This window comes from Nocardioides humilatus, from assembly GCF_008373755.1.
Lineage (GTDB): Bacteria > Actinomycetota > Actinomycetes > Propionibacteriales > Nocardioidaceae > Nocardioides > Nocardioides humilatus.
Window position 1 is genome coordinate 221,438 of sequence record NZ_VUJV01000003.1, and the last position, 23,237, is coordinate 244,674.

The 23,237-nt window shown below is 71.0% G+C and carries 18 protein-coding genes; 4 read left to right on the forward strand and 14 right to left on the reverse strand.

The annotated features are described in order from the left end of the window. Positions 1 to 15: 15 nt before the first annotated feature. The 3 genes from F0U44_RS08935 to F0U44_RS08945 form a co-directional block, all read right to left on the reverse strand. Positions 16 to 732: a DsbA family oxidoreductase gene (locus F0U44_RS08935; protein WP_149727954.1), complete on the reverse strand. Its 717-nt coding sequence runs from the start codon at positions 730 to 732 to the stop codon at positions 16 to 18. A gap of 77 nt (positions 733 to 809) precedes the next feature. Further along, positions 810 to 1,559, reverse strand: a complete 750-nt coding sequence (locus F0U44_RS08940) for a hypothetical protein (RefSeq protein WP_149727955.1) — start codon at positions 1,557 to 1,559, stop codon at positions 810 to 812. A gap of 77 nt (positions 1,560 to 1,636) precedes the next feature. Then, positions 1,637 to 6,118 (reverse strand): nSTAND1 domain-containing NTPase, encoded by a 4,482-nt coding sequence (locus F0U44_RS08945; RefSeq protein WP_149727956.1) that lies wholly within the window; start codon positions 6,116 to 6,118, stop codon positions 1,637 to 1,639. 193 nt (positions 6,119 to 6,311) lie between these two features. Between F0U44_RS08945 and F0U44_RS08950 the strand changes: the two genes are divergently transcribed. Both F0U44_RS08950 and F0U44_RS08955 read left to right on the forward strand, forming a co-directional pair. Continuing rightward, positions 6,312 to 7,226 carry an ABC transporter ATP-binding protein gene (locus F0U44_RS08950; RefSeq protein ID WP_188113402.1) on the forward strand — a complete coding sequence of 305 codons (915 nt, stop codon included), beginning with the start codon at positions 6,312 to 6,314 and terminating at the stop codon, positions 7,224 to 7,226. Continuing rightward, positions 7,223 to 8,041 carry an ABC-2 transporter permease gene (locus F0U44_RS08955; protein ID WP_149727958.1) on the forward strand — a complete coding sequence of 273 codons (819 nt, stop codon included), beginning with the start codon at positions 7,223 to 7,225 and terminating at the stop codon, positions 8,039 to 8,041. Before F0U44_RS08950 ends, F0U44_RS08955 begins: the two co-directional genes overlap by 4 nt. A gap of 325 nt (positions 8,042 to 8,366) precedes the next feature. Here F0U44_RS08955 and F0U44_RS08960 read toward each other — a convergent pair whose 3' ends face one another. From F0U44_RS08960 to F0U44_RS08995, 8 genes are all read right to left on the reverse strand, one after another. After that, positions 8,367 to 8,849, reverse strand: a complete 483-nt coding sequence (locus F0U44_RS08960) for a nuclear transport factor 2 family protein (RefSeq protein ID WP_149727959.1) — start codon at positions 8,847 to 8,849, stop codon at positions 8,367 to 8,369. Positions 8,850 to 8,949: 100 nt separating this feature from the next. After that, entirely contained in the window at positions 8,950 to 9,975 is a 1,026-nt protein-coding gene (gene ilvC / locus F0U44_RS08965) for a ketol-acid reductoisomerase (RefSeq protein ID WP_149727960.1), read from the reverse strand. 78 nt (positions 9,976 to 10,053) lie between these two features. Beyond that, positions 10,054 to 10,593: an acetolactate synthase small subunit gene (gene ilvN / locus F0U44_RS08970; protein WP_149727961.1), complete on the reverse strand. Its 540-nt coding sequence runs from the start codon at positions 10,591 to 10,593 to the stop codon at positions 10,054 to 10,056. Beyond that, positions 10,593 to 12,359, reverse strand: coding sequence for an acetolactate synthase large subunit (locus F0U44_RS08975; RefSeq protein ID WP_149727962.1), 1,767 nt, complete (start codon positions 12,357 to 12,359; stop codon positions 10,593 to 10,595). The genes ilvN and F0U44_RS08975 overlap by 1 nt, the downstream gene beginning before the upstream one ends. A 297-nt stretch (positions 12,360 to 12,656) precedes the next feature. Further along, entirely contained in the window at positions 12,657 to 14,882 is a 2,226-nt protein-coding gene (locus F0U44_RS08980) for a M4 family metallopeptidase (RefSeq protein WP_149727963.1), read from the reverse strand. A 171-nt stretch (positions 14,883 to 15,053) separates the two neighbouring features. Beyond that, positions 15,054 to 16,007, reverse strand: coding sequence for a helix-turn-helix transcriptional regulator (locus F0U44_RS08985; RefSeq protein WP_149727964.1), 954 nt, complete (start codon positions 16,005 to 16,007; stop codon positions 15,054 to 15,056). 25 nt (positions 16,008 to 16,032) lie between these two features. Next, on the reverse strand, positions 16,033 to 16,458 hold the full coding sequence (locus F0U44_RS08990; RefSeq protein WP_149727965.1) for a VOC family protein: 426 nt from the start codon (positions 16,456 to 16,458) through the stop codon (positions 16,033 to 16,035). Next, positions 16,434 to 17,333 carry a CHAD domain-containing protein gene (locus F0U44_RS08995; protein WP_149727966.1) on the reverse strand — a complete coding sequence of 300 codons (900 nt, stop codon included), beginning with the start codon at positions 17,331 to 17,333 and terminating at the stop codon, positions 16,434 to 16,436. The genes F0U44_RS08990 and F0U44_RS08995 overlap by 25 nt, the downstream gene beginning before the upstream one ends. A gap of 58 nt (positions 17,334 to 17,391) precedes the next feature. Between F0U44_RS08995 and F0U44_RS09000 the strand changes: the two genes are divergently transcribed. Further along, positions 17,392 to 19,416, forward strand: coding sequence for an amino acid adenylation domain-containing protein (locus F0U44_RS09000; RefSeq protein WP_149727967.1), 2,025 nt, complete (start codon positions 17,392 to 17,394; stop codon positions 19,414 to 19,416). Here the strand turns inward: F0U44_RS09000 and F0U44_RS09005 are convergent. Both F0U44_RS09005 and F0U44_RS09010 read right to left on the reverse strand, forming a co-directional pair. Further along, positions 19,400 to 20,107 carry a GNAT family N-acetyltransferase gene (locus F0U44_RS09005; protein WP_149727968.1) on the reverse strand — a complete coding sequence of 236 codons (708 nt, stop codon included), beginning with the start codon at positions 20,105 to 20,107 and terminating at the stop codon, positions 19,400 to 19,402. The two genes, F0U44_RS09000 and F0U44_RS09005, sit on opposite strands and share 17 nt — an antisense overlap. Beyond that, complete coding sequence (locus F0U44_RS09010) at positions 20,095 to 20,985, reverse strand: LysR family transcriptional regulator (protein WP_149727969.1); 891 nt, start codon at positions 20,983 to 20,985, stop codon at positions 20,095 to 20,097. The genes F0U44_RS09005 and F0U44_RS09010 overlap by 13 nt, the downstream gene beginning before the upstream one ends. A 95-nt stretch (positions 20,986 to 21,080) precedes the next feature. Between F0U44_RS09010 and F0U44_RS09015 the strand changes: the two genes are divergently transcribed. Beyond that, on the forward strand, positions 21,081 to 22,142 hold the full coding sequence (locus F0U44_RS09015; RefSeq protein ID WP_149727970.1) for a 5'/3'-nucleotidase SurE: 1,062 nt from the start codon (positions 21,081 to 21,083) through the stop codon (positions 22,140 to 22,142). A gap of 9 nt (positions 22,143 to 22,151) precedes the next feature. On the opposite strand, the gene F0U44_RS23535 is transcribed toward F0U44_RS09015, so the two are convergent. After that, a complete protein-coding gene (locus tag F0U44_RS23535) occupies positions 22,152 to 23,126 on the reverse strand; it encodes a pyridoxamine 5'-phosphate oxidase family protein (RefSeq protein WP_246160400.1) in 975 nt (324 codons plus the stop codon). Positions 23,127 to 23,237: the final 111 nt, after the last annotated feature.

Below are 23,237 nucleotides of genomic sequence, written 5' to 3' on the forward strand. Positions count from 1 at the left end.
CGCCAGTTGCCTGCCTCAGATCGGGCAGCCGTCCGGTCCGCAGGCCTCCGCTTCGGTGGCGCCGGGGACCGTCGCGAGCACCGGATGCGTCTCGGTCCACACCTGGTCGAGCAGCTGGCCGAAGACCTCGGAGGGCTGGGCGCCCGAGACGCCGTAGCGGTTGTCGACGACGAAGAACGGCACACCGGTGGCGCCGAACGCGCGTGCCTGCGCGATGTCTGCGAGTACGGCGTCGGCGTAGTCCTCGCTCGCGAGCACCTCGTCGACCCGGCCAACGTCCAGGCCAGCGCCGACGGCGACGGCCCGCAGGACGTCGTGCGAGGCGAGGTTGGCCGCCTCGCCGAAGTAGGCGTGGAGCAATGCGTCCTTGAGGACCCCCTGCTGTCCCTGGCTGCCCTCCTCGAGCGCCAGGTGCAGCAGCCGGTGGGCGTCGACGGTGTCGACGTGGGGCGAGTCGTGGTGGCGGCTCCAGTCCATGCCCAGCTCCGCAGCGACGGCGATCACGCCACTCTGCTTCTCGGCCGCCTCCTCGAGCGACAGCCCGTATTTCCGCGCGAGCATCTGCTGCGCGGTCTCGAACGGCTCGGTCGGCGCGCTCGGGTCGAGGAGGAACGAGTGGTAGACCACCTCGACCTCGTCGCGGTGGGGGAAGTCGGCCAGGGCTCGCTCCAGACGCTTCTTACCGACGGAGCACCACGGGCAGACCACGTCGGACCAGATGTCGATACGCACGAGAAGCGCAACGGGCGGGGAACCTCATCTGTTCCCCACCCGTCGCGGCTCAGGAGGCGGCTGTCATGAGGCGGCCGTCACGAGGCGGCCGGGCGAGCGAGGTCGAAGCGCGCGATGGCGTAGTCGATCGACCCGAAGGGGGCGATGCCCACCTGCACCGTGGGCTGGACCTGCAACAGGATCCGGTCGATGTCCTTCCAGTCGACCGGCGGAGCACCCAGGTCGTCGTTGGTGAACGTCGAGAGCTTGAAGTCGATCGTGCCTCCGGCCGGCATCGCGCCCACGGTGTTGGTGCCCGACTGGTAGACCGAGACCGCACTGCCCGACTTGACCTGCACCACGATGTTCAGGGACTGGTCACTCCCGGCGATCCGCACGCGGAACCGGTCGAAGCAGGACAGGTTGGCGTTGAGCGGGACCAGTTGACGATTCTTGTCGAACCCGTACCAAAGCCGAAGTCGGGAGTTGCCCTGGTAGCCGGTCGAGGCGACCAACGGCGCCTTGCCGTCGCCCGGGATCACCAAGGTGGCAGGCATCGCGTAGGGGTTGCGCAAGCCCGAGGTGAAGTCCGTCGTCCGACGTCCTCCCAGCACGGGGGCGGCCTGGGACGCCGCGTCGGTGCCGACGACCAGGTCGGGCGAACGGTAGGTACCCACCGAGAAGTCGTCGATCAGCGGTGCGGAGCAGGCAGGGACCGAAATGGCACCGGACGCCTCCTGCGTGCCGGCCGGGACGATGGCGGTGGCTGTCCCGGGCATCGAGGCCAGACCGAGCAGGGCTGCACCGATCAGGCTGGACCGGCTCTTGGTGAGCTGCTTCTTCTTCATGGGAGCTCCTTAGGCGGGATGGGATGCCGCCAACGCTCCGACACACCGGTCGCGACCTGGTCGCGAGCCGGTCGCGCTCAGTCGCGCGCGCTGCAGGTGGGGTGGTAATCCACCCCGGCGAGAAGGATCGCGAATTCCTCCTCGGTCAGGTCGCGGTTGGCGGCCTGGCACGCCGCCTCGACCCACTCCGCGGGGTCGATCGACACTGAGGAGCGGGTGCCCTCCTGGTGGTCGACGCGGAGGCGGTCTCCCTCGAAGCTGAGGTAACCCCACTCGCCGTGGTCGAGGACCGGCAGGCCGTACGGCGCCCACTCATGGGCGTCCCAGAGGAGCACGTCGCCGTCGGTGCCCATCGTCGCAGCCACCGAGCCGTCGTCACTGACCTCGATGTCGATCACGAAGCCGCCGGTGACGAGGCGAGTGGGCCGGACCGGCTCGAGTGACGAACCGTCGAGCACATGGACACGTCCTGAGAGCGATCCGCTGATCAGCGTCGAGGAGTCGGCGGCCCAGGCTGCGGAGAGCGCCAGGTCGTCCCCCTCCCCGAGCGACCGGGACGCGAGCTCGTCCCCCGTCGCGAGATCGACCAGGAGGACCTCGTTGTCGCGCAGGAGCGCGGCTCGGGTGCCGTCAGGAGCAATCTCTGCCCGGGCGGTCGCCTCGGTGACCGCGAACGGGTCGATCGGCGCCAAGGCCGTCCAATCGCCCAGCTCGAACGAGGTCAGGTCCAGGACCGTCCAGCCGTCGACCGTCACGACGACAGCGCTCGTCCCGTCACGTCGGACCGCGAGCGCGGTGACCGGCGCTGGGGTGCGGACGACCTCGACGACATCCGAGGTCGAGGTGTCCCAGACGACGACCTGTCCGAGGTCCGCCCGCGGCGGCTCCCCGGGCGGGAAGGATGCGTATCCCCCGAGCGCCATCCGTCCGTCAGGGGTCAGCTCGGTGCTCGTCACCTGGCAGGGGCAGGCCTCCAGGCCGTCGAGCGGGAGCGCCCTGCTCCGACCGATCGCCGTCTTCAGGAACGCCCGGTTGACGGCGTAGGGATCGAAGTTCGACCACACCGACACACCCCCTGCGGACTCGCCGGCGACCGGGGCATCGGGCGAGGGCTGCGTCCGGATCACGCGGCCCTGACCGGTCACGTCGAACTCGACGGCAGTTCCATCGCGCCCCGCCGTCCACAGCATGGAGTGACCAGGACCGGCCCAAGCGAGGTTGAGGACGCTCCCGCTGTGGCCGCTCAGCACCCCGGACCGGCCACCGGTGCGGCCGTCCAGGATCACCACGTCCTCGTCATCGGTCGCCACGGCCACGCGGCGCCCGTCCGGCGAGAAGTCGACATCGAGGAGGACACCCGCATCAAGCGCGATGGTGCCCGAGAGCGGGGTGAAGTCGCGGGCTGAAACCAGCTCGACCTGCGGTCCTTCTGGCGTGTCCGTCCCGAGCACGGCGCGACGACCATCGGGTGAGACCGAGGCGACGATGCCGTCGATCCGGGTGGTCCTGCCGTGGGTGCCGCCCGTGACCGGGCCGATGACGAACCCGCTGCGGAAGTCGTCGGTGCCCACGCTGACCTTGCCGTCGGGCCAGACGTACATCGTCGGGACCTCGCGCATCGGACGCCCCCACGGCACCGCGTGGAGCAGACGGCCGTCGACGTCGGCGACGAACAGGTGGGTGTCGGAAGCGAAGACCAGCCGGCGGTCGGCGGTCCAGCTGAGATAGCTCCACAGGTACGGCGCCGCGCCCCGACCCGCGAGTCGTTGCGCCCGCGCCAACGGGAGCTGCCAGAGCGTGTCACCGGTGACCGGGTCGAAGCCCTCGACACGTGAATGCTCGGCCCACAAGGTCGCAGCGAGCACGGACCCGTCCGGGCTCATCGCCACGTGCCCGATGTCGGCGGCAAGGTCTTCGCGCTCCCAGAGCAGCTTGCCGGTCGAGCCGTCGAGTCCGCGCAGGACGCCGACGTTGTCGCTGAGCACGACCACGCGGCCGTTCGGGGTTGCGGCGTTGCGCAGGAACCGGTCCTCGATCCGGTAGCGCGTGATCACTTCGGGCTGACGCGACAGCAAAGTGAGCAACGCGCCGTAGGTCTCGGGGCTCTGCTCGAGGGATGTCGCCTCGACGGCGGCCAGCAGCGCGAGATCGGGATACTCGATGCTCAGTGCACTCGCCGCGAGCCGCTTCGCGTCGGCCGCGACCGCCGCGTCGCTGGCCTCGCGCGCCGACTCCTCGGCGCGATCCCGGGCGTTCAGAGCGATTGCACCCGCCGCGACGGCGAGCACGAGAAGCACCAGGACGCCGACCAGCAGCACGCGGAGGCGACGATTCTGGCGCGCCTTCGACCGGGCGCGCTCCTCAGCAGCGATCCGCGCCGCATCCGCCTCGGCCCGGCCCGCGGCGAGGAACTCGCGCTCCAAACCAGTGAGGCTCTCGAGGTCGTCATCGGCAATCTCCGCCGCGGCCGCCAGGCGGCTGCCGGTCCACAGCAGCGCCACCTCCCGACCCTCCGACTCCCACTCAGCCGCAGCCGTTGCGAGCCGCACGCGCAGCGCGCGCCCGTCCGCGTCCTCACGGAGCCAGTCGCGCAGCCGCGGCCACTCCCGGAACAGCGCCTCGTGGGCGACCTCGACAACGTCACCGTCCCGGGTGACGAGCCGAGCTCCGGTGAGCCGATCCAGGACCGCAGGGACCTCCGCGTGCGGCAGGCTCACGAGCTCGGCGACCGACGCCCGACGCCGGGTCGCCACGTCCGCGTCCCCGGGGCCGGCCAGCCGCAGCAGCACGGCGCGCATGGTCTCCTGAGCCGTGGGCTCCAGGTCGCCGTACGCAGTCTCGGCGAGGTGCCGGATCGCGCTGTCGAGCCCGCCCAACCGGACGTAGGACTCGAGCGTGAGGTGGTGGCCCTGTCGCTCTTCCCAGAGCTGCGCGAGGGCGGTCGACAGCAAGGGCAGGAGCCCCGGCTCGGCGCCCGCGTCGGCAACGATCGCGTCGACCAGGCCGTCGTCGAAGGTCATGCCTGCCCGAGCCGCGGGCAACGTGACGGCACGGCGTACGTCGTCGACCGAGGGCGCTCCGACCAGCACCGTGTCGTTCTCGACGAGCGCGGCGAGCGGCCGGGCATCGGCAAGGTCGGCGAGGTAGTCGGCGCGGATCACGAGCACGAGCGTGATGCCGTTGTCAGGGTCCACCGCCAGCGCACCGAGCGTGTCGAGGAAGGTCCCGCGCTCACCCTCATCGGTGCACGCCGTCCAGACCTCCTCACACTGGTCGATGACGAGGATCGTGCGGTCCGACGTGCCTTCGGGTGCGCGGACGAGGCGCTCGAGGACGGCGCCCAGCTCGGCGCGCTGGCGACTGAGGAAGTGCCGGGTCAGCTCGCGCATCGGGTGCTGCCCGGGTCGCAGCACCACCGTCTCCCAGGCCGCGCTTCCCGGCAGTTGGCCGTCCGCCAGACCGGCCACCAGCCCGGCGCGGACCGCCGAGGACTTGCCGCTACCCGAGGCGCCGACGACCGCGAGACAGCGCGTCCCCGCCGTGCGGGCGAGCAGCTCCGCGACCAGTCGTTCTCGGCCGGCGAACCACGGCCCGTCGTCCACGTCGTAGGCGTTGAGACCAGGCCACGGCGACCGGTCCGCCGGCGGCGGCACCGCGGAGGCTGCTTGGCGCAGGTCGAGGATGCCGGTGGCGATCCGCGTCTGGGCGTCGCGAAGATCCGTGCGCGACCGGTCAGCCTCGTCGACGGCAGCGCTCACCGCCGCCGTCGCCGCAGCCCGATCCCGCGGGGCCAGCGCGGGGTCCTGCGCGAGCACCCGCGCGTGCATCTGACGCAGCTCGGCGCTCGGGTCGACCCCGATCTCCTCGGCGAGCCACTGGCGCGCCCGCTCGTAGGCCGCCAGCGCGTCGGCTTGGCGTCCCTGGAGGAACAGGCCGTGCATGAGCAGCGCCCACAGCCGCTCCCGCTCAGGAGCCTCGAGCACCCACCGCTCCAGGTCGGCGACCGCCGTACCGATCAAGCCGGCCCGCAGCTCCAGGTCGAGCTTGTCCTCGACCGCGCTCCATCGCAGCGCCTCGAGACGCGTGCTCTCCCCGGCCAGCACCGGGTCAGCAGCGAGGTCGGCGTAGGCGGTCCCGCGCCACAGCCCGAGCGCCTCGCCCAGCCGCTCCAGCCGCTCGTGCGCACTGCCGTCACGGGCCGCAGCGAGCAACCGCGTGAAGCGGTCGGCGTCGACCTGGACGGAATGGATCGCCAACCGATAGCCCTGTCCCTCCGTGACGAGGAGGGATGGCTCGCCGGCCCGGTCCGGCTCCAAGGCGTTGCGCAATCGCAGCACGTAGGTCTGGAGGGACTTGGCCGCCGTCCGCGGCGGATCGTCTCCCCACAGGCCATCGACGAGCTCGGACGACGCGACGACCTTGCCCGCGCGAGCGATCAGGTGACCGAGGAGCAGGCGCTCCTTGGCACCACGGATCTCGACCGGGCCTTCCGGGGTGAGCACGCGGAGAGGCCCCAGCACCTGGAACTCCACGCGGTCAACATAGGGCTGGACGACCATCGATGACTCCTGTTTCGCGCTGATTCGGGATCACCACGTTGGCGCGGCGTGGTCGCGAGACGGTCGCTACCCGGTCGCACCGACCCTGACCCGGCGCTCAGGCCTCCCCCGAGCCGGCTCAGGGTCGGGTCAGGGGTGCTTCCGGGGGTCTGCCCGACGCGCACGCACGGGGTGAGACGGAAGGCTGACGGCCATGATCACGATCGATTCCCTGACCAAGAGGTACGGCGCCTTCACCGCCGTCGACGAGGTGTCGTTCACCGCGCAGCCGGGCCGGGTCACCGGCTTCCTGGGCCCCAACGGCGCCGGCAAGTCCACCACCATGCGGGTCATGGTCGGGCTCACCGAGCCGACCTCGGGCCACGTGCACGTGCTGGGTCGCCCGTTCGCCGCGCTCCCCAACCCGGGCCGCGAGGTGGGTGTCCTGCTCGACGCCTCCGCGCAGCACGCCGGCCGCACCGGTCGAGAGATCCTGACCATCGCCGCGCGCACGATGGGCCTGCCGAAGGGCCGCGTCGCGGACATGCTCCAGCGTGTCAGCCTGACCGAGGAGGAGTCGGGCCGCCGGGTCCGCAACTACTCCCTCGGCATGCGCCAGCGGCTCGGCATCGCGACCGCGCTCCTCGGCGACCCCGAGGTGCTGATCCTCGACGAGCCGGCCAACGGTCTCGACCCGGCCGGCATCCGCTGGATGCGCGACCTGCTCCGCGAGTTCGCCGACCAGGGCGGCACCGTGCTGCTCTCGAGCCATCTGCTCCACGAGATAGAGGTCATCGCCGACGACATCATCGTCATCGGCAACGGCCGGATCGTGGCCGGCGGCACCAAGCAGGAGCTGCTCGCGTCGACCGGCACGCTGGCCCGCGCGGCTGACGCCGCCACCCTCGCCCGCGCCCTCGAAGTCGCCGGCATCGTCACCTCGGTCGCTGACGGCGCCGTCTTCGCCGACGCCGACCTCCCGACCGTCGGCCGGACCGCCTTCGCGGCCGGTATCGCCCTCACCGAGCTCCGGACCGCCGACGGCGCGGGCCTGGAGGAGATGTTCCTCGAGCTCACCGCCGAGAGTCAGCGCGACGCCCACGTCCACACCGAAGGAACAGCAGCATGAGCACCGCGACCATCACCCCTGCCCCCGTCGCTCCCGCGACCCAGCGTCCCGCTCGCGCGATCCCCGCGCCGATCCCGTTCACCCGGATCCTGGGCGTCGAGCTGCGCAAGATGTTCGACACCCGGTCAGGGTTCTGGCTGATGGCGAGCATCGTGATCACGTCGGCCGTCGCGACCGTGCTCACCGTGCTGCTCAGCGACCGCGAGGACCTGACGTTCGACTCGTTCGCCGCTGCGGTCGGCAGCCCGATGTCGATCATCCTGCCCATCGTCGGCGTGCTGGCGGTGACCAGTGAGTGGAGCCAGCGCACCGCGCTGACGACGTTCACCCTCGTACCGAGCCGTGGGCGCGTCATCGGCGCCAAGCTCGTGAACACGCTCGCGATCGGCGCGGTCTCGATGGTCATCGCCCTCGGCGTCGGCGCACTCGGCAACCTGGTCACCTCCGCGATCACCGGCAACGCCGCGGTCTGGGACATCCCTGTCTGGCAGTTCAGCCAGATCGTGCTCGCCAACGAGATGGGCATGCTGTTCGGTTTCGCCCTCGGCCTCCTGTTCCGCAGTTCCCCCGCCGGGATCGTCGGCTACTTCGTCTGGGCGCTCGTCCTGCCGGGGATCTCCGAGGCGCTCGCGTCGGCCCAGCAGTGGTGGCTCGACAACAACGCATGGTTCGACGTCAACGGAACCCGCTTCCTGCTGTTCGACTCGACGCTGACCGGCCAGGAGTGGACGCAGCTCGGTGTGACGGCCGTGATCTGGATCCTGCTGCCCCTGCTGGTGGGCTTGCGTCTGGTCATGCGATCCGAGGTCAAGTAATCCCTGTCAAGTAATCCCTCAGGTTCCACACCGTCTGGTCCGAAAGGACTAGGCGGTGTGGATCACCGCTTGATGTGCAGAAGGGTTATCCCCGGGCAGATTGGGGGTAACTCAGCTGAAGAGTCGACACGAATCGAGGAAACCAGTGATCGCGACCGCTCCCTTTGCGCCTAGCCGACCCACGTCGCTTGGTTGGCAGGCGGACGTCGTCACCGCCTGGGCCACGATCTTCGTGCTGCTCCTCGCGTTCTGGTCCGGCATCGGCGTCGGGGCGGCTGCTCTGTGGGGGCAACTGGCCGGCTGATCGCCGCCACCGCCTGGCGCGTCAGTGCGCCAGGCTGGGATCCCAGCGGTTGGCGATGAGCTTGAAGCTCGGCGTGTCGTCGAGCGAGGTCACCGCCTCGTAGATGCGCTGGTAGTGCGTCGCGGCGATCCGCCAGCGACCGTCGCCATCACGGCGATAGCGCTCCTCGTAGTAGCCACTCCCCCGCACGACGACCTTGAAGTCCGGAACGATCACGGTGTCCTCGAAGGCCCACGAGCCCGTCGCGGCCTCGCCGTCGACGTCGATCTCCGGGTGGTTGGCGATGTGGGTCGTGATGATGCCCGGCCCCAGGTTCGCCGACATGTAGTCGACCACCGCTGCACGGGAGTCGAAGTGCAGCGGCTCCTTCATCGCCTGGGTGCCGTACTTCGCGTCGATGTCCTCGGCGAGGCAGTCACCGAACTCGTCCCACATCTTCAGGTCGAGGGTGCGGAAGTAACGGTGCTTGAGCCGCTTGATCTCTTCGATCGCCACAAGGTCCATGACCCGAATACTAGAACAGGTTCTAGGCCAATCGGGCGACAACGTCATACGGCTCGCACCTCGGAAGGTGCGAGCCGTATGACGTTAGCGGGGCGAGGGGTCAGCGCGCGGCAGAGCCCTCGGTGTAGTCGGCGTCCTGCTGCTTCCACGCGAAGTGCGAGCGCAGCGCCTTGCCGGTCGCCTCGATCGAGTGAGCCGCCTCCTCCTCGCGGAGCTTGAGGAACTCGGCGCCACCGTTGTCCTGGTCGGCGATGAAGCGCTCGGCGAACGCACCGCTCTGGATGTCGGCCAGGACGGCCTGCATCGAGGCCTTCACGTTGGCGTCGATGACCCGCGGGCCGGAGACGTAGTCGCCGTACTCAGCGGTGTCGGAGACCGACCAGCGCTGCTTGGCGATGCCGCCCTCCCACATCAGGTCGACGATGAGCTTGAGCTCGTGGAGCACCTCGAAGTAGGCGATCTCCGGCTGGTAGCCGGCCTCGGAGAGGACCTCGAAGCCCGCCTGGACCAGGTGGGAGACACCGCCGCAGAGGACGGCCTGCTCGCCGAACAGGTCGGTCTCGGTCTCCTCGGTGAAGGTCGTCTTGATGACGCCCGCACGCGTGCCACCGATGGCCTTGGCGTAGGACTTGGCGAGGTCCCACGCGGAGCCGGAGGCGTCCTGCTCGACCGCGATGATGTCCGGGATGCCGCGACCGGCGACGTACTCACGACGCACCGTGTGGCCCGGCGCCTTCGGGGCGACCATGATCACGTCGACGCCCTCGGGCGCCTTGATGTAGCCGAAGCGGATGTTGAAGCCGTGGCCGAAGACGAGGGTGTCGCCCGCGGCGATGTGCGGCGCGATCTCCTCGGCGTAGATGGTGCGCTGGTACTGGTCGGGCGCGAGGATGACGATGACGTCGGCCTCCTCGACCGCCTCGGCGACCGGCAGCACCTTGAGGCCCTGGTCCTCGGCCTTGGCGATGCTCGCCGAGCCGGGGCGCAGGCCGACGCGGACGTCGACACCGGAGTCGCGGAGGTTCAGCGCGTGGGCGTGGCCCTGGCTGCCGTAGCCGATGACGGCCACGTTCTTGCCCTGGATGAGCGAGAGGTCGGCGTCGTCGTCGTAGTAGATCTCAGCCACTGGGGGCTTCTCCTTAGTTATCGGTGGTTGAGGTGCGAGCGAAGCGAGCCTCGAAACCTCTGTTGCTGTTGACGTTGTTCAGGCGTTGGCCGCAGGCGGCACAGGTACGGCGACAGGCTTGCCGCGCTCGGAGATCGACCGCGGTCCGCGGCCGATGGCGATGACACCGGACTGCACGAGCTCGCGGATGCCGAAAGGCTCCACGACCCGCAGGAAGTCGGCGATCTTGCCGGCGTTGCCGATCGCCTGGATGGTCACGGCATCGGTGGTGACGTCGACGACCTTGGCGCGGAAGAGCTCGACGGCGTCGAGGACCTGGCCGCGGGTCTCGGGGGTGGCGCCGACCTTGACCAGGACCAGCTCACGCTGGACGGCCGCGGTCGAGTCGAGCTCGACGATCTTGATGACCTCGACCAGCTTGTTGAGCTGCTTGGTCACCTGCTCGAGCGGGCTGTCGTCGACGTTGACGACGATGGTCATCCGCGAGATCTCGTCGTGCTCGGTCGGTCCGACCGCGAGCGACTCGATGTTGAAGCCGCGGCGGCTGAAGAGCGCCGCGATGCGCGCGAGGACGCCGGGCTTGTTCTCGACGAGAACCGACAGGGTGTGGTGGGCCATCAGAGCTCGTCCTCGTCGAACTGGGGAGCCAGGTCCCGCGCGTACTTGATGTCGTCGTTGCTCGTGCCGGCGGCGACCATCGGCCACACCATCGCGTCACGGTGGACCCGGAAGTCGACCACGACCGGGACGTCGTTGATCTCCATCGCCTTGGCGATCGTCGCGTCGACGTCGTCGGGGCTCTCGCACGCCAGACCCACGCAGCCGTAGGCGTCGGCGAGCTTCACGAAGTCCGGGATCCGCACCTCAGGGCCCGTGTGCAGGTCCGTATTCGAATAGCGCGAGTTGTAGAACAGCGTCTGCCACTGCCGCACCATGCCGAGCGACTCGTTGTTGATGATCGCGACCTTGATCGGGATGTTGTTGATCGCGCAGGTGGCCAGCTCCTGGTTGGTCATCTGGAAACAGCCGTCTCCGTCGACCGCCCACACGACCGAGTCGGGCATGGCGACCTTCGCGCCCATCGCGGCCGGCACGGCGAAGCCCATGGTGCCGAGACCGCCGGAGTTGATCCAGGTGTTGGGGCGCTCGTACTTCACGTAGTGCGCGGCCCACATCTGGTGCTGGCCGACGCCCGCGGTGTAGATGGCGTCGGGAGCCATCGCACCCAGCCGCTCGAGGACATACTGCGGAGCGAGGCCACCGTCGGCCGGCTTGTCGTAGCCGACCGGGTACTTCGCCTTGACCCCGGCGAGGAACTGCACCCAGGCCTCGTAGTCACCGGTGTTGCCGGCGTCGGCCTCGGTGCGCAGCGTCGTGATGAGGTCGATCAGGACCTCACGGACGTCGCCCACGATCGGGACGTCGGCGTGGCGGTTCTTGCCGATCTCGGCCGGGTCGATGTCGGCGTGGATCACCTTGGCGCCGGGAGCGAACGAGTCGAGCAGGCCGGTCACCCGGTCGTCGAAACGCGCGCCGAGGCTGATGATCAGGTCGCTCTTCTGCAGGCCGGCGACCGCGGCCACCGTGCCGTGCATGCCGGGCATGCCGAGGTGCTGCGGGTGGCTGTCGGGGAACGCGCCGCGGGCCATGAGCGTGGTGACGACCGGCATTCCGGTCAGCTCCGCGATGGTCAGCAGCTCCTTGGACGCGCCGGAGCGGATGGTGCCGCCGCCGACGTAGAGGACCGGCCGGCGGGCGTCGAGGATCAGCCGGGCCGCCTCGCGGATCTGCTTGGCGTGCGGGCGGGTCACCGGGCGGTAGCCGGGCAGGTGGATCTCGGTCGGCCAGGTGAAGGTCGTCATCGCCTGCAGCGCCGACTTGGCGACGTCGACGAGCACCGGACCGGGACGACCGGTCGAGGCCAGGTGGAACGCCTCGGCGATGGTGCGCGGGATCTCGGCGGGGTCGGTGACCAGGAAGTTGTGCTTGGTGATCGGCATCGTGATGCCGCGGATGTCGGCCTCTTGGAAAGCGTCGCTGCCGATCGCCGCGGCGGGCACCTGCCCGGTCACGGCCACCATCGGCACCGAGTCCATGTGGGCGTCGGCGATCGGCGTCACCAGGTTGGTCGCTCCCGGCCCGGACGTCGCCATGCAGACGCCGACCCGGCCCGACGCCGCGGCGTAGCCCTGCGCCGCGTGGCCGGCACCCTGCTCGTGGCGCACCAGGATGTGGCGGATGGGGCTGTCCATCAGTGGGTCGTAGGCGGGCAGGATCGCGCCGCCGGGGATGCCGAAGATGTCAGTGACACCCGCTGCTTCCAGGGACTTCACCAGGCTCTCTGCTCCGGTGACGGTGGCCCCGCCCTGCTGCTGCTCGCTCATCCGACTCGTTCCTTAGCTCTCTTGATCCCGTACTCAACAAAAAACCCCTCTGTTGCGAGGCAACGAGGGGTGGACGCGCAGCGCTGAATCAGCCGGCGCGCCCGGTGCGTACGAGAATGAGGTCCTTGCGCATGCGCACAGAGTACGCCGTCACACCGAGTGCCGCGCACCCAGCCTGCCACCCGTCCCAAATGGCGGGATCGGCGTCTCACGTTTGGCGGGTCCGCCGGAACGCCCGTGCGGGGTGGTCGGCCCGAGCGCCGACCACCCCGCACGTCTCTAGATCACTGCGTCAGATCACTCCGAGACCGAGGCGGTGAAGCTGCCCGATCCCGAGTAGGCCGTCACCTTGAGCCGGAAGGTGCCGGCCGTGTTGTTGTAGGTGAAGGACTCGTCCGGCGACGAGCTGATGCCCTGCGCGACGGTCGACCAGCCGAACACCCCCTGCTTCTGCAGGTAGACGTCGAAGTCGGCACCGGTCGGCCCGTCGAGGCAGACCTTGAGGACGCCCCCGTCGGAGTCGGAGAAGGTCGACAACGTGGTGGAGGCGCCCGAGGCCAGCGTGCCGCTGTAGTTGAGGACGCCCGAGCAGCCGCCCCCGCCACCGGCCGGGTTGACCGTCCAGGTGAAGGTCGCGCTACCGGTCTTGTTGGCAGCGTCCTTGGCGGTCACCGTGACCGAGGAGGTCCCGGCCGTGGTCGGCGTACCGGAGATGACCCCGCCGCTGCTCACCGTGAGGCCGGCGGGCAGGCCCGTGGCGGTCCAGGTGTAGGGCGAGGTGCCACCCGTGGCGCTCAGCGTCACGTTGGAGATGGCAGTCCCGACAGTCGCCGTCTTGTTGCCGGGGTTGGTGACCGTCGGGCTGCCCGTCTGACCACCCGAGCACGTCGCCGTGCCGGCCGCGACCGAGATCGCGCTGAAGGCAGCAGCGATGCCCTGGCAGACCGTCGGGTCGCTCGCGTAGAGGTCGTTGGCCGCCTTGATCGCAGCGTTGCGCGCCGCCGCGTAGTTGCTGTTGGAGGTCAGGTAGACCGACAGGGCGCGGTACCAGATCTTCTCGACCTTGGCGCGACCGACGCCCGTGACCGTCGAGCTGTTGCAGGTCGGGCTGTTGTAGGAGACACCGTTGATCGTCTTGGCGCCCGAACCCTCCGAGGCCAGGTAGAACCAGTGGTTCAGCGGGCCCGAGGAGTAGTGCGGGTCGAGGTTGCCGAGGGTCGAGGACCAGCAGTCGCGTGACGCGCCGTCCTTCGACGGCTTGTCCATGTAGCGCAGCGGCGTGCCGTTGCCGCGGAGGTCGATCTCTTCGCCGATCAGGTAGTCGGGCACGTCGGCGGAGTTGTTGGCGTAGAACTCCACGGCCGTGCCGAAGATGTCGGAGGTCGCCTCGTTGAGACCGCCGGCGTCACCGCTGTAGACCAGTCCGGCGGTGTTCTCCGTGACGCCGTGCGACATCTCGTGACCGGCCACGTCGAGCTCGGTCAACGGCGCGGCGTTGCCCGCCCCGTCGCCGTAGGACATCTGGGTGCCGTCCCAGAACGCGTTCTGCATCGCGTTGGCGAAATGGACGCGCGAGCGGGCGCCGGTGCCGTTGTTCCAGATGCCGGCGCGGCCGAGCACGGTGTTGTAGTAGTCGTAGGTCTTCTCGGCGCCGTACTGCGCGTCGACCGCGGCCGACGCCCGGTCGGTGTAGCTGCCGTTGCCCCACACGTTGTCGGAGTCGACGAAGATGTCGCCCGCCGGGCCCTGCCCCGTGTTGGGGTCACCCTGGTTGTGCACGTCGGTGGCGTAGTTGCCGTGGCTGTCGCGGATCTCGTAGCCACCGCCGGTGTGCGCCTGGGTGCCGATCGTGACGTCGCCGACGTAGATGCCGTGGCCGTCGCCGGTTTGGATCTCGTCGAAGGAGGAGAGCACCTTGCCGCTGCGCGCGTCGATGATCGTGTGCAGCCGCGACGGCACCTTGTCGTCGCGGACGCCCTCGGTCAGCACGTCGTAGGCGAGCACCTGACGCGAGCCGTCGGAGAAGACGACGAGACGGCTGCTCTGGTCGGACTTCGTGGCCTCTTGCTGGCGGAAGTCCGTCGCGGCCTTCTTGCCGGCCGTCGAGCGCGAGACCGACGGCTGCAGCGACCGGACGGAGATGGACTTGTCGGCGTTCCAGGTCGCACCCACCCGCTTGCCCGCCGGGCTGAAGTGGACGACCAGGTCGCCGCCGATGACGGGCAGCCCGCGGAAGGTGCGGTCGTAGCGCACGTGCGTGGCGCCGCTCGGGTCGCGCACGACGTCCTTGACGACCAGCGTCTGCTCCGAGGACAGACCGAGCGAGGTGCGGACCGCGTCGGCCTGCGCCCGCGCCTGGTCGAGCTGGTGCGCTCGCTCCTGGGCGGGGTTGCGGTGCGGCTTCGCGCTGAAGACCGAGGGTGCGCTGTCAGCAACAGCGTCGGCACTGGGTTGCAGGCCTCCGACTGTTGCTGATGCGGCTAGTACGGCGGCGACCAGGCCACCAAGGACAGGACGGCTCATGTGTGGGGCTCCCTATTTGTGGATGACGGCACCGTTGCCGCCATCGGCTCCCGAGATCGGAGAGCAACAGCGATGCTGGTCGCGCCGGAGGAAGCGGGTCAATCAGCTGCGCTGGCCGGATCCGGACACTGTCCAGAACTGGCCGCGCCGGGCGGGAACCCTCGCCCGGGGTCAGAGCCAGCCGTGGCGAGCGGCCTGGAGGCCGAGCTGGAAGCGGCTCGCCGCGCCGAGGATCTCCTCGAGCCGGGCGACCCGACGCCCGACGGTGCGCTCGCTCACCCCGAGCTCGCGGGCGATCGCGTCGTCGGTCAGCCCCGCTGCCAGAAGGCTCAGCAGGTCGCGCCAGCCCTCGTCCGGCTCCCCCGCGAGCGAGCCGGGATCGGTCCTGAGGGGCGTCCCGATCCGCCAGTGGGACTCGAAGATCGACACGAGGACGTCGAGCAGGCCCGAGGGACGTACGACGATCACGTCGCGCCGCCGCTGCGACCCGCCGGGCACCGACACGAGCGCGAGCTTGCGGTCCGCGATCGTCAGGTTGACCGGTACGTCGGGACAGACCCTCGCCTGCTCCCCCGCCTCCATGCAGGTGCGGGCCGCGGCGAGGGCCAGCGGCTCCCGCAGCACCGAGACGCCGTAGACGACCCGGTAGCGGACCCCGCGTCCGATCGACTCGAAGAAGCCCGGCACGACGGTCGGCGTCGGCCGCGAAGCCGCATCGCCGACCGGGCCGATGCTCAGCGCGCAGACTTCGTCGACCGCACCATCGAGCAACACCTTCTGCGCCTCCTGGCAGGCGTCCTCGGTCTCGAGGAACTCCAGGTAGGACTCCCTGCGCGCGTGCTCGCTCCACAGGTCGGACAGCGACTCAGCGAGGTCACGCGCCTCGGCCGCTTCTCGGGCTCGCCGCGCGGCGATCGCCTCCAGGGCGGGGAACGGCGGGCGCGGCACGGCCTTGCCGTCGAGCCAGTCGACGAGCGCGACCTCCTCGAGCGCCTGGACCGACGCCTTGACGTCGCCCTCGGCGCCCGCGGCGCCGAGCTCCTCCGGCGTCATCGGTCCGTTGCGGACCAAGAGGCGGTAGACCACTTCTGCGGTCGGTGGGATGCACGGACCCGAGATCGTCACACCGGGATTGTGCACCCGCGGGGCCTCAGTCGGGTAGGACCAGCTGTCCGATGTCACCCGGGTTGTAGGCGATCTCCCAGCGATAGCCGTCGGGGTCGCCGAAGTAGCCGGTGTAGCCGCCCCAGTCGCGCTCGACCGCGTCGTGGACGGGGTCGGCGCCGGCTCTCCGCGCGGTGGACAGCACGGCGTCGACGGCTTCCTTGGTGGCGAGGTTGTGGGCGATCGTGATCGGCGCTATGGCACTCGGCGACGGCATCGTCGGCTCACCGACCTCCTCGGCGAAGTGCGCGCGGTCCCACAGCGACAGCACCAGGTGCTCGCCGGCCTTGAACATGATCACCTCGCCCGGCACGTCGAGCTCGGGACGCCAGCCCAACCCGTCGACGTAGAACCTCCGCGTGGCGTCGATGTCGGCCACGGCGAGCGTCACGAAGCTGATCCGCTGGTCCATCCCGCCACCTTGCCACGGCCTTCCGACAGCGCCGCGAGCTCGGCGAGCACGGCCGGCACCGCGTCGATCGCCTCGGCGGCGATGCGCTCGGCCGCCTCGACGAGCGGGGCGTACGACGACCGAGCCTGGGCGTCGCCGACCGACCGGCGCACGTGGTCGGCCAGCAGCAGCGCGTCGCGATGATCGCCCAGCAGCGCCTGGATGCGCGCGCCGAGCTCGCCCGCCGTGACCGCGTCCTCCCCCAGCACCGCGGCCGGCGGGGTGGTCAGGGCGTCGGAGGTGTGCCGCAGCCGGCGGCCGGCCCTGCGCAGCGAGTGCGCGGCTTCCTCGTCGGACTCGTAGCCGTCGGCGTGGGCGAGCACCCGCTCCACCTGCGCGGCGAGCACCTCCCGAGCCACGACCGAGGCTGGCTGAGCGCTGCCGCGCGCGGCGAGGGTCGGATCGTTGGCCCAGCCGAGGAGCGACGCGTGCAGCGCGCCGGCCTCGGGCGACCGCGCCCACGCCACCAGGTCCGCGTGGGCGACGTCGTGGTCGGCACGCAGCGGGGTCACCATCGCCGCGGTCAGCGCATCGCCGAGACCTACCTCCTCGGCCACCTTCGCGCACCAGTCCGCGCGCACCTCCAGGTCTCGCGCCCGCCCCAGGCGCTCGCCGTAGTCGGCCAGCCCGGCGCGGAGCGGACCGACCGACCGGGGCTCGAGATGGGGCGCGAAAGCGGCCAGCACGTTGCGCAACCGACGGACCGCGGTGCGCAGCTGATGGACCCCGTCCGGCTCGTCCGCGAGCGCAGCGGGGACCTTCGCATCCAGCCGCGCGACGAGGTCGCGGACGACCTCGGCGAGCATCTCGCCAGCGGTCGACTCCGGCCGGCTCATAGTTAAACCCTCCCACGGGATGGTTTCGAATCGGCCGACTCGAAGAAAACTCAAAGACGTGTCCGCCACGCTGGGCCCCGTGGGCTCCTTGCAGCACCTCGCGCACCGTCGCACGGCCGGTTCCTCGGACCAGGCCGCGGACCTGGCGACCCTTGCCGGCACCGTCGACGAGCGGCGCTACGTGTGTCCGGATGCGCTCGACCGGCGCCTCGACCAGCTCCTCGACGACGTGGGCGACTCCCGACTGCTCCTGCTGAGCGGGTCCGGCGGTTCGGGCAAGAGCGCCGCGCTGCGCGAGGCCGCGCGCCGCGGAGAGCGGCTCGGCTACCACGTCGTCGCGCTCGACGGCCGGCACATGACCGCTGCCGGGGTGCGGCTCACCGACCTGCTGGGAGACCTGCCCGACCGCGAGCTGTTGATCCTCATCGACGAGCTGGGCCACCTCGGCGCGCGCGCCCAGGCGCTCGGCCGGGTGCTGGCATCCCTGCCCGGCTCGACCCGGGTCGTCACCGCTGCTCCGACCCACCCCGAGGGCTGGGTGCCGACCGAGCTGACCCCGCTCGTCGCGTCGCTCCGGATGCCCGCGCTCGACACCGAGGTGTCCGAGGAGGTCCTGCGCCGGCACGGCGTGACCGACCCCGAGGCCTGCGCGGTCATCACCGCCTGGGCCTGCGGGCTCCCGCTCGCGCTGGTGCTCGGCGCAGCCGCGTGGGTGGAGCACGGAGCCGCTGCGATCGAGCCCGGTGGCGCGGTCCTCGCGGCGACCGCGGGCGACCTGGTGGGCCAGGTGTCCGGCCTCGCGCTCGACCAGCTCGACGGCGAGCTCCTCGAGGTGGCGGCCGTCGCCGGCTGGGTCGACGAGGCCCTGCTCACCGACGTCCTCCCCGAGCGCGATGGGCAGAGCCTCCTGGCCACACTGGCGTCGTACTCGTTCGTGGAGCGGAGCGGCTCCGGCCTCACCCTCCACCCGCTGGTCGCTCATGCGGTCGCCGAGCGGGTGCGCCACGACGGCATGCAGGTGCCGGGTCTGGTGCTGCGGATCGCGTCACACCTGCGCGACCGCGCTCGCGCGGGCGACACCCGGGCGCTCCACCAGCTCGCCGGGCTGAGCGAGGACCCCCGCCTGCGGGCCGGCATGGCCCCGGCGCCGACGGCGACCCTGTACGGCGACGACGTGCGCCCCAACGAGGCCGACCAGATCGGGCGCTGGCTGCCCAGCGGCCTTGCCGACGCCGTACGCCCCTGGTTGCAGCCACCCACCGCCGAGTCCTGGCGCTCCCCCGCCCAGGTGGTCCGCCACACCGACGGCCGGCTGCTGGCGGTGGCGCTCGCGATGCCGCTGAGCGAGGCGGCCGCACTGGTGCGCACCGACGACGCGCGCGCCGAGCTGATCGCACCGCTCCTCGCCTGGGCCGAGGAGCAGGGCATCGCCGACCGCGTGGTGCTCAGCCCGTTCCAGCTGCTCGCGCCCGGGGCTGCCGAGGAGGACCCCAACGTCGTCCCGCTCCGCAACGGCCTCGCGCTGCGCCGCTGCCGGGTGCCGAACCCCCGCTTCGACCTGGTCAACGAGTTCGGGTGGTCCGACGGCGACCGCGCGATCATGACCGACTGCGGCTACGTCGAGGTGCCCGAGCTGCGGCGCACCGTGGGCGGCGAGGAGGTCCGCACCTGGTTCGCCGACGTCGGACCGTGCGGCCTGGTGGGCCTGGTCTTCCGCAGCATCGCCGCCGAGCACGGGATCGACCTGCCCGAGCCGCGCACCCAGGGCGACCTGGTGCTCGCCGCGCTCGACGACTTCCACGACGACGCGTGCCTCGCCGGACTCCCCTGCGCGCCCCTCGGCCACGACATCGGGCACGCGGCCGACCGGGTCCGCACCTGGGTGCGGCGCGCGATGCTGGCGGCCCTCCACGACCAGCCCGATCTCGCCCGTCTGCTGGAGCAGCGCTACCTCGAGCCCGCGGCCACCCACGACCAGGTCATGCGCACGACGTTCCTGAGCCGCGCGACCTACTTCCGCCGGATCCGCACCGCGCGCGAGCTGGTCGCCGCCGCGGCGGACCGGGTCAGCGCACCCGTCTGAGCGAAGTGAGCTGCCGCCCGTCGGCGTCGAAGTTGGCCGGATCCAGCCATGCCGCGTGCGCGGCGGCGACCTCGGGCCACTCGCTGTCGGTGACGGAGAACCAGTCGGTGTCGCGGCTGCGTCCCTGGGTGACCATGTGATTGCGGAAGCGGCCCTCGTAGACGAAGCCGAGGCGCGCGGCGGCCCGACGGGACGGCTCGTTGAGGCTGTCGCACTTCCACTCGAACCGGCGGTAGCCGAGGTCGTCGAACGCATGCCGCATCAGCAGGTGGATGGCTTCGGTGGCCGCGCGGGTCTGCTGGAGCACCCGCGCGAAGAGCACCCCGGCGACCTCGACCTGCCCGGTGCGCGGCTCGATCCGCATGTACGACGCAATGCCGCTCGCCTTCCCGGCCCGCTCCCCCTCGGTCGGGACCAGGGCGAACGTCAGGTCGACGGGTGAGTCGACCAGCTCGGCGAGATGCATCCACAGCGTCGCGAGCGACGTCGGCTTCGCGATCGGCCGGTAGGTCCACAGCGGGTCGTCCTCGGCGCCGCAGAGGGCGGCGAAGAGGTCGGAGTAGTGGGCGGAGGAGAGCGGCACCACCCGGACGTAGCTCCCCTCGAGGGCCACCGGCTCCGGCGCCGGACGCGACTCCCACCCGGGGACGAGGTCGCCGACCTGCTGGTCGAAGGCGTTCAGCTCGGGCACGACGACGAGCGTACGGCGACGAGCTCGGCGAACCTCCGCACCACCTCGAGCCGCGGGTCGTCCGCGGCGGTGCCGGGACGGTGGACGACCGAGACCTCCTGCCAGAGCGCCGGTTCGAGGCTTCGGACCGTGACCGCACCCGGCGGCAACCAACGACCGTCGAGGCTGTGCCACAGGCACGACGCGAGCCCGTGGAGCACGGCCTCCATCCAGACGCTGCGCTCGTCGCTCTCGACGGCCACGACGGGTTCGATGCCGAGCGCCGCGAAGAACGCGTCGAGCGCTGCGCGCCGGTCACTGCCCAGGGTCGGGAGCACGAGCGGTACCCCGGCCAGGTCGGCGAGCGGGACCGGGTCGGGCAGGTCGACCGCGGCCGGCGACACGAAGCGGACCTCGACCCGGCCGACCGGGATGACGGCGAGGTCGGTCTCGATGGTCTGGTCGCAGATCCCGAGGTCGGCGCGGCCGCTGCGGACCAGCTCGTGGACCGTGGCCGCACCACCCGTGCCGAGCAGCCGCGAGGAGGTGGAGAGTCCGTGGTCGTCGAGCGCGCGCAGGATCGGGATCGCGACCGCGGCCTGGAGCGTCGGCGACGCGGCGATGGTGAACGGCGCCGCCGGCGTCGTCCCGTCCCCGGCCTGCTGCAGTACGGCGAGGCTGCGCAGCACGCGCCGCGCCTTCGCCACGACGACCTCGCCCTCCGACGTGACCCTGACGCCTCGCGCCGACCGTGCGAAGACGGTCACGCCGAGCTCCCGCTCGAGTGCGCGGACGGCCCGGCTGAGGGCGGGTTGAGCGACGTAGAGCTGCGCGGCCGCAGCCGTCATGCTGCCCGTCTCCGCGGTCTCGACCAGGTAGGTCAGCTGCTGGATGTTCATGCGCCTCGATGGTTGGTCATGCCGAACAGGTCTTGGATCTGCCTCGCCCCGGAGCCCGAGTGTGGGACGCGACACACCCCCTCCCGAGGAGAACCATGACACCGAACCGCGCTCCCCGTCCGCGTCTTGCCCGCGGCCTCCTGGCCGCCGGCCTGCTCACCGCAGCCTTCGCGGCCGCCGCCCCGACGGCGCTCGCCGGTCCCGTGGCCGACGTCGCCGCGGCCGCTCCCCAGCCCTCGATCAGCGGCCTGAAGGTCCTGCTCACCAACGACGACAGTGCCCGCGGCCTCGACAGCTCGTTCGGCACCGACGGCAAGGGCCTCTACGAGCTCCGCAAGGCCCTCTGCGCGGCCGGCGCCGACGTGCTCACCGTCGCGCCGTGGTCGCAGCAGAGCGGCGCCGGCGCCCGGATGACGACGCCCGGCTTCGCCCCGGTGCCGCTGACCGTGCAGGCGGTGACCGCCCCGGCGGCCTACGTCGGAGACTGCTCCAGCGCCCCCAGCGCCGGTGCCGTCTTCGGCGTCTGCCAAGGCGCGGCCCCGTGCACGTCGACGTCGCCGTCGGCCTCGCCGTCCGACGCTGTCCACGTGGCGCTGAGCCGCTTCGCCGCCAACTACTGGAGCGGCGGTCCCGACGTCGTCCTGTCGGGCACCAACTTCGGCCAGAACGTCGGCAGCACGCTCAACCACTCCGGCACGGTCGGCGCGGTCGTCACCGCGCACGAGTACGGCGTCCCCGCCCTCGCCTTCAGCGCGGAGGTGCCGCGGTCGCTGTCCCAGATCCCGCTGACGCCCTTCGCCGACACCGCCGCGTTCGCCGTACGCCTGCTCGGGCAGCTGGTCGCCTCCAACGCCCTGGAGGACGGACTTGTGCTCAACGTCAACCACCCGTTCGTCGCTGATGGTGGCGCCGTCGGCGGACCCGTGGCGACCGTCGCGGGCACGTCCAGCGACCTCGGCCTGACCTACGCCGGCGACGTGCCGGCGACGGGTGGCACCTACCAGCTCAGCGCCGGTGCCCCCGCGACCGAGACCCGCGACAAGGCAGACACCACGGCACTCGCTGCGGACAAGATCTCGGTCAGCCGACTCGACGGCGACTGGTCGCTGAAGCAGGCCGGCATCAAGGTCAACCAGGTGCTCTACCGCCTGCGCTGACCAGTCAGGTCACCAGGCCGCACGCAGGGCGGCGTCGACGTCGGAGCTGACCGGATCGTCGATCGACCGTACGAAGACGGCAGTGACGACACCGTCGGCGCCGCCCGGTGCGTCGAGCTGTGCCGCGATCGACCGCCACGCCGCGAGGTTGGGGTGGTCGATCGTGGTGCAGGCCTCGGCGGGCGCGAGCGTGGTGATCGCCTCGTCGAGCTGCTGGCGGCTGACCTCGAGGGTCGCCGTGGTGCCGTCGTGCTTGAGCACCGTGCCGAGTACGACGGCCGGCAGCTTGTGGACGCCACCGGGAGCGTTGGCCTGGGTGAACTCACCATCGAGTGCCAGGCAGTAGCCGGCCGGGAATTCCCAGCCATCGATCTGGGCGGCGAGCCGTTCACGGATCGCGCCGAGCCCCTCGAGCGTCGACCACTCGTCGAGCGGGTCGTCGTCGAAGGCGGGCAGGCCGTCGAGGCTGGAGCGGTTCTTGCGGCGCCGATAGTCGGCCGAGCCCTCGACGCCCTTGCGCTCGAAGTAGGGCTGGAGCAGGTCGCGGTCGCCCTCGTAGGCCATCAGCGGCACACCCCAGCCGCACGAGTCGGAGATCCGATCGACGTCGACCACCACGACGGCCCGGGCACCGGGCAGCTCAGTGAAGCGGTCGGCCAGCGCGGCGTAGTCGTCGTCGTAGACCGTGACCACGCGGCCGGTGCCGTGCAGCCGGACGATGTTGGGCGCGCCGTCGAAGGCGCAGAACATCACCGTGATCCGGCCGTTCTCCCGCAGGTGGGCGATCGTCTCGCTGCCGCTGCCCGTGCCGTCGAGCCAGGCGAAGGTCCGCTCGTCGAGGACCGCGAACGTGCCCGGGATGCCGCGCGGCGACAGGTTGACGTGGCCGTCGCCCGCGAGCGGCGCGGTCGCGATGAAGAACACGTGCTGCGCCTCGATGAACTCGCGCAGCCGACCCTCGATCGCCGCATGCACCTTGCCCATGCCCGAAGGGTAGTGCGACGCGGTCGTCGCACCGGGAACCGATCCGCCGTCCGCGGTGTAATGACCACACACCGCGAGACCGGAGCCAGCGACGGACGACGACGAGGCCGT

Bases quoted from the DNA above. Each gene is read 5' to 3' on its own strand.
- F0U44_RS08940 (WP_149727955.1), bottom strand. From the start codon at position 1,559: ATGAAGAAGAAGCAGCTCACCAAGAGCCGGTCCAGCCTGATCGGTGCA.
- F0U44_RS08945 (WP_149727956.1), bottom strand. From the start codon at position 6,118: ATGGTCGTCCAGCCCTATGTTGACCGCGTGGAGTTCCAGGTGCTGGGG.
- F0U44_RS08950 (WP_188113402.1), top strand. From the start codon at position 6,312: ATGATCACGATCGATTCCCTGACCAAGAGGTACGGCGCCTTCACCGCC.
- F0U44_RS08955 (WP_149727958.1), top strand. From the start codon at position 7,223: ATGAGCACCGCGACCATCACCCCTGCCCCCGTCGCTCCCGCGACCCAG.
- F0U44_RS08960 (WP_149727959.1), bottom strand. From the start codon at position 8,849: ATGGACCTTGTGGCGATCGAAGAGATCAAGCGGCTCAAGCACCGTTAC.
- ilvN (WP_149727961.1), bottom strand. From the start codon at position 10,593: ATGGCCCACCACACCCTGTCGGTTCTCGTCGAGAACAAGCCCGGCGTC.
- F0U44_RS08975 (WP_149727962.1), bottom strand. From the start codon at position 12,359: ATGAGCGAGCAGCAGCAGGGCGGGGCCACCGTCACCGGAGCAGAGAGC.
- F0U44_RS08980 (WP_149727963.1), bottom strand. From the start codon at position 14,882: ATGAGCCGTCCTGTCCTTGGTGGCCTGGTCGCCGCCGTACTAGCCGCA.
- F0U44_RS08990 (WP_149727965.1), bottom strand. From the start codon at position 16,458: ATGGACCAGCGGATCAGCTTCGTGACGCTCGCCGTGGCCGACATCGAC.
- F0U44_RS08995 (WP_149727966.1), bottom strand. From the start codon at position 17,333: ATGAGCCGGCCGGAGTCGACCGCTGGCGAGATGCTCGCCGAGGTCGTC.
- F0U44_RS09010 (WP_149727969.1), bottom strand. From the start codon at position 20,985: ATGAACATCCAGCAGCTGACCTACCTGGTCGAGACCGCGGAGACGGGC.
- F0U44_RS09015 (WP_149727970.1), top strand. From the start codon at position 21,081: ATGACACCGAACCGCGCTCCCCGTCCGCGTCTTGCCCGCGGCCTCCTG.
- F0U44_RS23535 (WP_246160400.1), bottom strand. From the start codon at position 23,126: ATGGGCAAGGTGCATGCGGCGATCGAGGGTCGGCTGCGCGAGTTCATC.